General features: G+C 43.3%; 9 protein-coding genes. All 9 read right to left on the minus strand.

Going from position 1 to position 12873, the window contains the following annotated elements; all coding sequences use genetic code 11:
• Positions 1–137: 137 nt before the first annotated feature.
• On the minus strand, positions 138–4331 hold the full coding sequence (gene rpoC, locus HC725_RS15205; RefSeq protein WP_190332722.1) for a DNA-directed RNA polymerase subunit beta': 4194 nt from the start codon (positions 4329–4331) through the stop codon (positions 138–140).
• Positions 4332–4437: 106 nt separating this feature from the next.
• Complete coding sequence (gene rpoB / locus HC725_RS15210) at positions 4438–8466, minus strand: DNA-directed RNA polymerase subunit beta (protein ID WP_190332723.1); 4029 nt, start codon at positions 8464–8466, stop codon at positions 4438–4440.
• 277 nt (positions 8467–8743) lie between these two features.
• Complete coding sequence (rplL, locus tag HC725_RS15215; RefSeq protein ID WP_190332724.1) at positions 8744–9112, minus strand: 50S ribosomal protein L7/L12; 369 nt, start codon at positions 9110–9112, stop codon at positions 8744–8746.
• Positions 9113–9173: 61 nt separating this feature from the next.
• A complete protein-coding gene (gene rplJ / locus HC725_RS15220; protein ID WP_190332725.1) occupies positions 9174–9668 on the minus strand; it encodes a 50S ribosomal protein L10 in 495 nt (164 codons plus the stop codon).
• Between the two features lie 287 nt (positions 9669–9955).
• Entirely contained in the window at positions 9956–10660 is a 705-nt protein-coding gene (rplA, locus tag HC725_RS15225) for a 50S ribosomal protein L1 (RefSeq protein WP_190332726.1), read from the minus strand.
• A gap of 4 nt (positions 10661–10664) precedes the next feature.
• On the minus strand, positions 10665–11093 hold the full coding sequence (gene rplK, locus HC725_RS15230; RefSeq protein ID WP_190332727.1) for a 50S ribosomal protein L11: 429 nt from the start codon (positions 11091–11093) through the stop codon (positions 10665–10667).
• Positions 11094–11277: 184 nt separating this feature from the next.
• Positions 11278–11826: a transcription termination/antitermination protein NusG gene (nusG, locus tag HC725_RS15235; protein WP_190332728.1), complete on the minus strand. Its 549-nt coding sequence runs from the start codon at positions 11824–11826 to the stop codon at positions 11278–11280.
• A gap of 10 nt (positions 11827–11836) precedes the next feature.
• Positions 11837–12214 (minus strand): preprotein translocase subunit SecE, encoded by a 378-nt coding sequence (gene secE / locus HC725_RS15240; RefSeq protein WP_190332729.1) that lies wholly within the window; start codon positions 12212–12214, stop codon positions 11837–11839.
• 252 nt (positions 12215–12466) lie between these two features.
• Positions 12467–12873: EF-Tu C-terminal domain-related protein (locus HC725_RS15245; RefSeq protein ID WP_190332509.1), on the minus strand; the 407-nt coding region annotated here is incomplete at its 5' end.

The following is a 12873-nucleotide window of genomic DNA, read 5'->3' on the forward strand; positions in this document are numbered from 1 at the left end:
CCTTCTATTTTTTAACACCATGGGTTCAGAGATACCCACATAATTTTCTTTAGTTACCGATAAATTAAGTTGAACCCCCTAAAAACAAAAAGGCACCCGAAGGTGCCTTTTATACTTTATCTGAACATTCGTTAGACTTAGTCTTCTGAGAATCCAGCGTTAAGAAGTGCCGCTAGGTTATCCGTTGCTTGTTCAACAGAAGGACCTTGCTCTAGGCGCTCTTTCTGACGTTCTTGATGGTAGGCATAACCTGTACCAGCAGGGATCAGACGACCTACAATTACGTTCTCTTTCAAGCCACGTAGTTCATCACGCTTACCAGAAACCGCAGCTTCAGTAAGTACACGCGTCGTTTCTTGGAACGATGCAGCAGAGATGAACGACTCAGTTGCTAGAGACGCTTTTGTAATACCTAGTAAGTCACGCTCAAAACGTACAAGCTCTTTACCTTCCGCTTCTAATAAACGGTTAGCAATTTTAACTTGTGCGAATTCAACTTGCTCACCTGCAAGGAACTCAGAATCACCAGAATGAGTGATTGTACACTTACGTAGCATTTGACGAACGATAGTTTCAATGTGCTTATCGTTAATCTTAACGCCTTGTAAGCGATAAACTTCCTGGACTTCGTTAGCAATATACTGAGTAACAGCATGAATACCACGTAAACGTAGGATGTCATGTGGTGTTTCAGGACCATCAGAGATGACGTCACCACGTTCTACTTTCTCACCTTCAAATACGTTTAGCTGACGATGTTTATGAATCATTTCTTCATAAACGTCACCGCCTTCGCGAGTGATCAATAGACGACGTTTACCTTTGGTTTCTTTACCAAACGACACAGTACCTGTGTGCTCAGCAAGGATCGCAGGCTCTTTTGGTTTACGAGCTTCAAACAAGTCAGCTACGCGTGGTAGACCACCGGTAATATCGCGGTTACCGCTCGATTTCTGAGGAATACGAGATAAAGTATCACCGATACCAACTTCCGCACCATCTTCGATGTTTACGATAGCCTTACCTGGTAAGAAGTAGTTCGCTGGCATATCAGTACCAGGGATCATTACATCATTACCTTTCGCATCAACTAGTTTGATAGCTGGACGCATATCTTTACCAGCTGTTGAACGCTGAGCTGGGTCTACTACTTCACTTGAAGATAGGCCAGTTAGGTCATCAGTTTGGCGAGAAATGGTCACACCGTCAATCATGTCAACAAATTGGATACGACCTGCCACTTCAGTGATGATTGGCATGGTATGCGCTTCCCAGTTAGCAACAATGTCGCCAGCTGAAACCGCTTCGTTATCTGCTTTGCTTAGCATAGAACCGTAAGGAAGTTTGTGCTTCTCTTTAGTACGGCCAAACTCATCAATAATCGTCATCTCAGATGCACGAGAAGTGATAACAAGTTTCTTATCTTTGTTGATAACAAACTTAGCATTGTGAAGTTTCACTGTACCGGTTGTTTTCGCTTGAATGCTGTTTTCTGCTGCTGCCGTTGATGCCGCACCACCGATGTGGAACGTACGCATCGTTAGCTGTGTACCAGGTTCACCGATTGATTGAGCAGCGATAACACCAACTGCCTCACCTTGGTTGACTAGGTGACCACGAGCTAGATCACGACCGTAACAGTTTGCACAACAACCGAAGTCTGCTTCACACGTTACAACTGAACGTACACGCATACTATCAACTGAGTTAGCTTCTAGAATCTGGCACCACTTCTCATCAATCAAAGTGTTACGAGGAACTAAAACTTCACTGCTACCAGGCTTGATTACGTCTTCTGCTACAACACGACCAAGCGCAAGCTCTGTCAGTGCAACTTTAACGTCACCACCTTCGATATGAGGCATCATGTCAACGCCTTCGAAAGTGCCACAGTCATGTTCAGTAACAACAACGTCTTGTGCTACATCTACTAAACGACGAGTCAGGTAACCTGAGTTCGCTGTTTTCAGTGCGGTATCGGCCAAACCTTTACGAGCACCGTGGGTTGAGATGAAGTACTGAAGAACGTTTAGACCTTCTTTAAAGTTTGCTGTGATCGGCGTTTCGATGATTGAACCATCTGGACGAGCCATCAAACCACGCATACCAGCTAACTGACGAATCTGTGCTGCAGAACCACGAGCACCGGAGTCAGCCATCATATAGATGCTGTTAAACGATTCTTGTTGCTCTTCCACACCATCACGGTTAACGACAGTTTCAAAAGAAAGGTTATCCATCATCGCTTTCGCAACACGGTCGTTGGTAGACGCCCAGATATCGATAACTTTGTTGTAACGTTCGCCCGCAGTAACAAGACCAGATTGGAATTGTTCTTGGATTTCACGTACTTCTTCTTCAGCCGCTGAAATTTCAGTGTATTTTGCTGCCGGTACAACCATATCGTCGATACCAACAGAAACACCTGAAAGTGCTGCGTATGCAAAACCTGTATACATGATTTGGTCAGCAAAGATTACAGTATCTTTTAGACCCAGCTTACGGTAACACTCATTCAGTAAGGTTGAGATTTGTTTCTTACCTAACTTTTGGTTCACGATTTCAAAAGGAAGACCTTTTGGTACGATCTGCCAAAGCATTGCACGACCAACTGTGGTATCACGCATTGCAGTGTTCGTTGTGCTGTTGCCATCTTCATCAACAATCGTTTCAGTGATACGTACTTTAACGCGAGCGTGTAGCTCAGCACTCTTAGTACGGTATGCCTTTTCAGCCTCTTCTGGGCCAGCAAGGTACATACCTTCACCTTTAACATTGATCTTGTCACGAGTCATGTAGTAAAGACCCAATACAACGTCCTGAGAAGGTACGATGATCGGATCACCAGATGCTGGTGAAAGGATGTTGTTGGTCGACATCATTAACGTACGTGCTTCAAGCTGTGCTTCCAATGTTAACGGTACGTGTACCGCCATTTGGTCACCATCGAAGTCGGCGTTATAGGCCGCACACACAAGTGGGTGAAGCTGAATCGCTTTACCTTCAATAAGTACAGGTTCGAATGCTTGAATACCAAGACGGTGAAGTGTTGGTGCACGGTTAAGTAGAACTGGGTGCTCACGAATAACGTCATCTAGGATATCCCAAACGATCGCTTCTTCGCGCTCTACCATTTTCTTAGCCGCTTTAATCGTTGTAGCCATGCCACGAGATTCTAGCTTGCTGTAGATAAATGGTTTAAATAGTTCTAGTGCCATCTTCTTAGGAAGACCACACTGGTGTAGACGAAGGTATGGACCAACTGTGATTACAGAACGGCCAGAGTAGTCTACACGTTTACCAAGTAAGTTCTGACGGAAACGACCTTGTTTACCTTTGATCATGTCAGCCAAAGATTTAAGAGGACGTTTGTTAGAACCTGTGATCGCACGACCGCGACGACCGTTATCTAGAAGAGCATCAACAGACTCTTGCAACATACGCTTTTCGTTACGTACGATGATGTCTGGAGCAGAAAGATCTAGAAGACGTTTCAAACGGTTATTACGGTTGATCACACGACGGTATAAGTCGTTCAAATCTGAAGTCGCAAAACGACCGCCATCTAGTGGAACTAGAGGACGTAGATCTGGCGGCAATACTGGAAGTACAGTTAAGATCATCCACTCAGGATTGTTACCTGATTGGATAAAGGCTTCAACTAGCTTCAGACGCTTGGTCAGTTTTTTACGCTTAGTTTCTGAGTTAGTGGTTTCTAGCTCTTCACGCATTTGTTCAACTTCTGCGTGCATATCCATGGTGTGTAGCAGATCTTTGATCGCTTCAGCACCCATTTTCGCTACAAACTCATCTCCCCATTCTTCTAGGCGATCTAAGTATTCTTCTTCCGTTAGCATTTGACCTTTTTCAAGATCAGTCATGCCAGGCTCCGTCACTACATACATTTCGAAGTAAAGAACACGTTCGATGTCACGTAGCGGGATATCCATTAATAGGCCGATACGAGATGGTAGTGATTTTAAGAACCAAATATGTGCTACTGGAGAAGCTAGCTCGATGTGGCCCATACGGTCACGACGAACTTTAGTTTGTGTAACTTCTACGCCACACTTCTCACAGATAACACCACGGTGTTTCAAGCGCTTGTATTTACCACAAAGACATTCGTAGTCTTTTACTGGACCAAAAATACGAGCACAGAACAAACCGTCACGCTCAGGCTTGAACGTACGATAGTTAATAGTTTCTGGCTTTTTAACTTCACCAAACGACCATGAACGAATCATGTCTGGAGAAGCTAGACCGATTTTGATTGCATCAAACTCTTCGGTCTTATGCTGTGCTTTTAGAAAGTTCAGTAAATCTTTCACAATCAGCTCCTGTAAGGAGTTAAGAGGCGTTCGGTTGAACGCCTCTTTTCTACCGGGTTAATCTAAGGTGCCATATTAATTGCAGATTTTTCGCTGCAGTTAATAATTACTCTTTGTCTTCTAGCTCGATGTTAATACCTAGAGAGCGAATCTCTTTCAACAATACGTTGAACGATTCTGGCATTCCAGGTTCCATGCTGTGATCACCATCTACGATACTCTTATACATCTTAGTACGGCCATTCACATCATCAGACTTAACAGTTAGCATTTCTTGTAGAGTGTAAGCAGCACCGTATGCTTCTAGTGCCCATACTTCCATCTCACCGAAACGCTGACCACCGAACTGAGCTTTACCACCAAGTGGTTGCTGAGTTACTAGGCTGTACGAACCAGTAGAACGTGCGTGCATCTTGTCATCAACCAAGTGGTTCAGTTTTAGCATGTACATGTAACCGACAGTTACAGGACGCTCAAACTTATCACCAGTACGTCCATCATACAGATCTAATTGACCTGACGTTGGAAGGTCGGCAAGAGCAAGCAGCTCTTTAATTGCTGGTTCATTCGCACCATCAAACACTGGCGTTGCGATCGGTAGACCACCTCGTAAGTTTTTAACTAAAGTACGAACTTCATCATCAGACAATTCAGCAATATTAACTTCTTGACGAGTATCACCTAAATCATAAACCTTCTGTAAGAACGTACGGAACTTAGCAAGCTCCTGCTGCTCTTTAACCATCTGGTTGATCTTGTCACCGATACCTTTAGCAGCAAGACCTAAGTGAACTTCTAAGATCTGACCGATGTTCATACGTGACGGTACACCCAGTGGGTTTAGCACGATATCAACAGGTTGACCTTTTTCATCATAAGGCATGTCTTCAACAGGGTTAATCTTAGAGATAACACCCTTGTTACCATGACGACCCGCCATCTTATCACCAGGCTGAATGCGACGTTTAACTGCAAGGTAAACCTTAACAATTTTCAGTACACCCGGAGCAAGATCATCACCTTGAGTGATCTTACGACGCTTAGTATCAAACTTCTTATCAAAGTCAGCTTTAATCTCGTCCCACTGCTCAGCAAGTTGTTCAAGCTGAGATTGAAGACTGTCATCTTCCAGTGTTTGTACTAACCATTGCTTACGCTCCATGCCATCTAGTCGAGCTTCAGAGAAGCCACCAGATAGAAGAAGTGAACGAACACGAGCCAATAGGCCGCCTTCTAAGATTTGGAACTCTTCAGTCAAATCTTTTTTCGCTTCTTTAAGCTGCATTTGTTCAATTTCAAGCGCACGCTTGTCTTTTTCTACGCCATCGCGAGTAAAGACTTGAACATCAATGATCGTACCAGAAACAGAGTTAGGTACACGTAGAGACGTATCTTTCACATCTGATGCTTTTTCACCGAAGATAGCTCGTAGAAGCTTTTCTTCAGGAGTTAGCTGAGTTTCACCTTTAGGCGTTACTTTACCAACTAGGATGTCGCCACCCTTCACTTCAGCACCAATGTAAACAATACCTGACTCGTCTAATTTAGACAGAGCAGACTCACCTACGTTTGGAATATCAGCGGTAATTTCTTCACTACCAAGCTTAGTATCACGAGCCACACAAGACAGTTCTTGAATGTGAATCGTAGTGAAACGGTCTTCTTGAACAACACGCTCAGAAACCAAGATGGAATCTTCGAAGTTGTAACCATTCCAAGGCATAAATGCGATACGCATGTTTTGGCCAAGCGCTAATTCACCAAGGTCAGTTGAAGGACCATCAGCAATTACGTCACCACGTGCTACTGGTTCACCAGGCATCACAGTTGGGCGTTGGTTAATACATGTGTTTTGGTTAGAACGGGTGTACTTAGTTAAGTTATAGATATCGATACCGGCTTCACCTGGTACTAACTCTTCTTCATTAACTTTTACTACGATGCGAGAAGCATCGACAGACTGAACTGTACCGCCACGTTTCGCTACCGCAGTTACACCTGAATCAACCGCCACATTACGCTCAATACCAGTACCAACTAACGGCTTGTCAGCGCGTAGTGTTGGAACTGCTTGACGTTGCATGTTTGCACCCATTAATGCACGGTTCGCATCATCGTGTTCTAGGAACGGGATAAGCGAAGCAGCGATAGATACAACTTGGTTTGTTGCCACGTCCATGTAATTCACATGATCACGTGGGTGTAGACCAGACTCACCTTTTTGACGAGCGGTAATTAGCTCTTCAGCAAAGCGGCTGTCATCAGTCAAGTGTGCGTTCGCCTGAGCGATAACAAACTGACCTTCTTCAATAGCTGACAGATAATCCACATCTTCAGTCACAATACCATCAACAACGCGACGGTAAGGGGTTTCAAGGAAACCATATTCATTACAACGAGCAAACGCTGATAATGAGTTGATTAGACCGATGTTTGGACCTTCAGGCGTTTCGATTGGACATAAACGACCGTAGTGAGTTACGTGAACATCACGTACTTCAAAACCAGCACGCTCACGCGTCAAACCACCAGGCCCTAATGCAGAAATACGACGCTTATGCGTCACTTCTGACAACGGGTTGTTCTGATCCATAAATTGAGAAAGCTGTGATGAGCCGAAGAACTCTTTCACTGCAGCCGAAATCGGCTTAGCATTGATAAGATCTTGTGGCATGATCGCATCTAAATCACCAAGACTTAGACGTTCTTTCACTGCACGTTCAACACGGACTAGACCAACACGGAATTGGTTTTCAGCCATCTCACCAACGCTGCGGATACGACGGTTACCAAGGTGATCGATATCATCAACCTCGCCTTGACCGTTACGGATTCCGATCAGCTTCTTCATCACTGCAATAATGTCAGTTTCATCAAGAATGCTTTGCTCTTGAGCATCTTCACGCTCAATCGAGCTGTTAAACTTCATACGACCAACAGTCGATAAGTCATAACGCTCTTCAGCAAAGAACAAGCTGTTGAATAGTGATTCAGCTGCTTCTTTTGTTGGTGGCTCGCCAGGGCGCATCATGCGATAGATTTCTACTAAAGCAGAAATACGATCAGTTGTGCTGTCAACACGTAATGTGTCAGACATGAATGGGCCGTGGTCTAGATCATTGGTAAACAGAACTTCAAGCTGTTTGTAACCAGCTTGAGAAAGATTCGCCAACGCTTCTAAAGAAATTTCTTGGTTTGCTGCAACAATAATTTCGCCAGTCGCTTCATCGATATAATCTTTTGAAGCCACTTTGCCTACGATGTACTCAACTGGAACTTCAATGAATTCCACGCCATCTTTTTCTAGGCTACGAATATGACGAGCAGTAACACGACGGCCAGCTTCTACGTAAACAGTGCCATTCGCTTCAATATCGAAAGAAGCGGTTTCACCACGTAAACGATCAGGCACTAACTCCATTAATAGAGTTTGGTCTTTTACTTCAAAACGCACTTTTTCAAAGAAGATATCTAGGATTTCTTCAGTCGTCTTGCGTAATGCACGTAAAATGATAGACGCCGGTAATTTACGACGACGGTCAATACGTACATATAAGTTATCTTTTGGATCGAACTCAAAATCTAACCATGAACCACGGTAAGGAATGACACGTGCATTATAAAGCACTTTTCCTGATGAGTGAGTTTTACCCTTATCGCTGTCGAAGAACACGCCTGGGCTTCGGTGCAACTGGGATACGATAACCCTCTCAGTACCATTGATTACGAAGGTACCATTGTCTGTCATAAGCGGAATTTCGCCCATGTAGACTTCTTGTTCTTTGATGTCTTTTACGGTACCTGCTGGTGCTTCCTTATCAAAAACAACTAGACGTAATTTTACGCGTAGTGGCTTCGAATAAGTGATACCACGGATTTGACATTCTTTAACGTCAAACACTGGCTCACCAAGACGGTAGCTAACGTATTGCAGCTCAGAATTGCCATTATAGCTCTGGATTGGAAATACAGAACGAAAGGCAGCTTCCAGACCATATTGACCTTCAGGATCCTGTTCAATGAACTTGTCGAATGAATCGAGCTGGATCGATAGCAGATATGGAACGTCCAAAACTTGTGGACGCTTACCAAAATCCTTACGGATGCGCTTTTTCTCGGTGTAAGAGTAAACCATGGGGTTCCTCAGCTAGCTGATAAGTGACCCGAACCGTCCAAAACACGTTGAAACCAACTGCGTTGGTAACACGGGGACAGTGACTAACAACACTGTTTTCTGTAGTGACACCCTAATCTCATCTGAACAAACATTCCAGCAGAGCCTTAGAGGTGTTTTTTGCTTGGATATAGACGCCTAAACAGCGGGAAAATTAGTCTACACCCTACAGCGCAAAAAGGCCGGTGGTTAATAAACCACCAGCCATTAGCCTTGCGGCTAAGAAATCAAATAATAATTACTTGATTTCAACAGAAGCACCAGCTTCTTCTAGAGTTGCTTTAAGAGCTTCAGCTTCGTCTTTAGAAACTGCTTCTTTAAGTGGAGCAGGAGCACTATCAACTAAACCTTTAGCTTCTTTCAGGCCAAGACCTGTCGCGCCACGTACCGCTTTGATTACAGAAACTTTGTTTCCGCCAACAGCAGTTAGGATTACGTCAAATTCAGTTTGCTCTTCTGCAGCATCAGCTGAAGCAGCGCCGCCAGCAACAACTGCTGCAGCAGCAGAAACGCCGAATTTTTCTTCCATAGCTTCGATAAGCTCAACAACTTGCATTACAGACATTTCTGCAACTGCGTCTAGGATTTGCTCGTTAGTAATAGACATAACAATTCTCTTTTAAAGTTAACAATAAGTTTATATGGTAATCAAAAAATTAAAGTAGGGCTTATGCCACTGCTTCTTGTTTTTGATCACGAACAGCAGCGATAGTACGTACCAATTTACCAGCAGAAGCTTCTTTCATGCACATCATTAGACGAGCGATAGCTTCATTGTAAGTTGGTAGTGTCGCTAATACGTCAGCATTAGTTAATACGCCTTCAAATGCAGCTGCTTTGATTTCGAATTTTTTATTCTCTTTTGCGAAGTCTTTAAAAAGACGTGCAGCAGCACCTGGGTGCTCATTAGAGAAACCGATCAAAGTAGGACCAACGAATACGTCTTGAAGACATTCGTAGCCTGTACCAACCACTGCACGACGAGCTAATGTATTACGAACAACTTTCAAGTAAACACCAGCTTCACGAGCTTGTTTACGTAGAGAAGTCATCGCGCCAACAGCAACGCCACGAGAGTCAGCAACAACTGCAGAAAGTGCACCACTGGCTGCTTCGTTAACTTCAGCAACAATTGCTTGTTTGTCTTGAAGATTTAAAGCCATTTGGATTTACTCCTGGTTGTAGTTACACCACTCAAAAATTTTGAGGGTTCTTTTGGTGCATTCCCAAATGAATATTTCAAGAATGAAATACGACCATCCGTTCGGGCACCATCTACGTAGGTAAAATTAAGTTTCATGCATTAAAATGAATGAATCACCTACGGTCTTGGATGGAAGCATCATTTGCTCTGTCCTTTTCTAAAAAAGAAGTAGACAAAAAAAGCAATACTCCAACCATGTCAAATAGGCGCAAAATTATACACAAATTTCACGCCTAAGCAAATTAATTAGCTAGCTTTAGTATCTAAGCTTGCTTGATCAACTGCAACACCAGCACCCATAGTAGTAGAGATGCTCACTTTTTTCAGGAAAGTACCTTTCGCTGAAGAAGGTTTTGCTTTCTTAAGCGCGACTAAAAGAGACTCTAAGTTCTCTTGTAGTTGATTCGCGTCAAAACTCACTTTACCAATAGTGGTGTGAATGATGCCGTTTTTGTCGTTACGGTAACGAACCTGACCCGCTTTAGCATTTTTAACTGCTTCAGCAACGTTAGGAGTTACAGTACCAACTTTAGGGTTTGGCATTAAACCACGTGGACCTAAGATAGTACCAAGTTGACCAACAACGCGCATTGCATCAGGAGAAGCAACAACTACGTCAAAGTTCATCTCGCCTTTCTTAACAAGCTCAGCTAGATCTTCCATACCCACGATATCTGCACCAGCAGCTTTAGCCGCTTCAGCATTTGCACCTTGAGTGAATACTGCAACGCGAATATCACGACCAGTACCATGTGGTAAAACTGTTGCGCCACGAACGTTTTGATCAGATTTACGAGCATCGATACCAAGGTTAACAGCAACGTCAACACTTTCTACGAACTTAGCCGTTGCTAATTCTTTAAGAAGAACGATAGCTTCATTGATTTCGTATTCTTTAGACACTTCGATTTTTTCACGAATAGTGCGCATACGTTTAGTTAGTTTTGCCATGATCTTATCCCTCTACCACTAGGCCCATTGAACGAGCAGTACCCGCGATAGAACGCTTCATCGCTTCGATGTCTGCGCCAGTCATATCAGCCGCTTTAGTTTCTGCAATCTCTTGCACTTGAGCGTCAGTGATTGTACCCACTTTGTCCGTATTTGGACGAGCTGAACCAGATTTTAGGCCAGCTGCTTTCTTCAAAAGAACAGCTGCAGGTGGTGTTTTGGTAATAAACGTAAAAGAACGGTCACTGTATACAGAGATAACAACTGGAGTTGGAAGACCTTTCTCCATAGATTCTGTTTTTGCATTAAATGCTTTACAGAATTCCATGATATTTACACCGTGTTGACCTAGTGCAGGACCTACTGGTGGACTTGGGTTTGCCATACCAGCTGCAACTTGCAGTTTGATATAAGCTTCTACTTTCTTAGCCATGATAATTCCTAAATTTTGGGTTCAACCGCTAATGTATTCATTAGCTCCCCGATTTATGTAAAAACTTTTAACAGGTAAACCCTGTAAAAAGGCGCGAAATTATAAATAAATTTCGAACCTTATACAAGCATCTTGTTTATTATTTCAACAAAACACCTGAATCTATCATCCAACGATGAAATGATTAGTCGTTCTTCTCAACTTGGCTGAACTCTAACTCAACCGGTGTGGCTCGACCAAAAATCGAAACAGACACTTTTATGCGGCTTTTTTCATAATCAACGTGTTCAACTGTACCGTTAAAGTCCGCAAATGGGCCTTCAGTAACACGGACAACTTCACCCGCTTCAAACAATGTCTTCGGTCTTGGAGCTTCACTCGCCTTCTCTAAACGGTTTAAGATAGCATCCGCTTCTTTATCCGTAATTGGAGCTGGGCGATCTGAGGTTCCACCAATAAAGCCCATAACACGAGGAATGCTACGTACTAAGTGCCATGATTCGTCATTCATCAACATTTGGACTAATACATAGCCCGGGAAGAATTTACGCTCACTTTTACGACGTTGACCAGCACGCATTTCGACAACTTCTTCAGTCGGAACTAATACATCGCCAAAGAATTCTTCCATAGCATGCATTTTAATATGTTCACGAAGAGACTGTGCAACACGCCCTTCAAATCCTGAAAAAGCTTGAACGACATACCAGCGTTTTTTTGGTGCTTCACTCATTTAAAACCCCTTACACCCCAGTTGCTAGAGCAATCAAACGAACCATAATGCCGTCGATACCCCAAAGCAATAGAGCCATTACAATACTTACAGCTAATACGATAAATGTGGTTTGCATTGTCTCTTGGCGAGAAGGCCAGATAACTTTGCGAACTTCTAGTTTCGCTTCTCGAGCAAAAACTATCGTAGCTTTACCTTTCGTTGTTAATGCGGCAACACCTAGTGCTGCGGCGATAAGAATAACAACGGCTGCTGCGCGGATAGCAACAGACATATCACCATACAGGTAATTACCCACAACAGCAGCGGCTAACAGAGCAAAAGTGATCAACCACTTAAAAGCATCTGCAGCTTTTGAGCTCTCATGAGTTTCAGCTTTGGCTTTCATAATCAAACCTGTGACAAGTTTTGTTTTAAACGACAATAACCCCGCGATAGCAGGGCTAACTCATTAGCTTATGGAAGACCATAAACTAAACAAATTAGATCTTAAATCTAATATAGATTCCTTACTGAATGGTACAAAAAGCATAAAAAAACGCCTTGCTTTTTGTTCAGTGCAGAAAAAGGGCATCAAATGATGCCCTTTTTGATAGTCATTAGTCAAATACAATTCGTATCTAACTTAAACTTTAGTGTCTTAAGCGATAACTTTCGCAACAACACCAGCACCAACAGTACGGCCACCTTCACGGATTGCGAAACGTAGACCTTCATCCATCGCGATTGGCGCGATTAGAGTTACGATCATTTGTACGTTATCGCCAGGCATTACCATTTCAACGCCTTCTGGCAATTGAATGTCGCCAGTTACGTCCGTTGTACGGAAGTAGAACTGTGGACGGTAGCCTTTGAAGAATGGAGTGTGACGTCCGCCTTCGTCTTTTGAAAGAACATAAACTTCTGATTCAAAAGTTGTGTGTGGGTTGATTGAACCTTTAGCAGCCAATACTTGACCACGTTCAACGTCATCACGCTTAGTACCACGTAAAAGGGCACCAACGTTCTCACCTGCACGACCTTCGTCAAGCAGTTTACGGAACATTT

The organism is Vibrio sp. S17_S38, from assembly GCF_014694375.1.
Lineage (GTDB): Bacteria > Pseudomonadota > Gammaproteobacteria > Enterobacterales > Vibrionaceae > Vibrio.

What these genes read in the sequence shown, in the direction of transcription:
- rpoB (WP_190332723.1), bottom strand. Translation starts at nt 8,466, where the DNA reads ATGGTTTACTCTTACACCGAGAAAAAGCGCATCCGTAAGGATTTTGGT.
- rplL (WP_190332724.1), bottom strand. Translation starts at nt 9,112, where the DNA reads ATGTCTATTACTAACGAGCAAATCCTAGACGCAGTTGCAGAAATGTCT.
- rplJ (WP_190332725.1), bottom strand. Translation starts at nt 9,668, where the DNA reads ATGGCTTTAAATCTTCAAGACAAACAAGCAATTGTTGCTGAAGTTAAC.
- rplA (WP_190332726.1), bottom strand. Translation starts at nt 10,660, where the DNA reads ATGGCAAAACTAACTAAACGTATGCGCACTATTCGTGAAAAAATCGAA.
- rplK (WP_190332727.1), bottom strand. Translation starts at nt 11,093, where the DNA reads ATGGCTAAGAAAGTAGAAGCTTATATCAAACTGCAAGTTGCAGCTGGT.
- nusG (WP_190332728.1), bottom strand. Translation starts at nt 11,826, where the DNA reads ATGAGTGAAGCACCAAAAAAACGCTGGTATGTCGTTCAAGCTTTTTCA.
- secE (WP_190332729.1), bottom strand. Translation starts at nt 12,214, where the DNA reads ATGAAAGCCAAAGCTGAAACTCATGAGAGCTCAAAAGCTGCAGATGCT.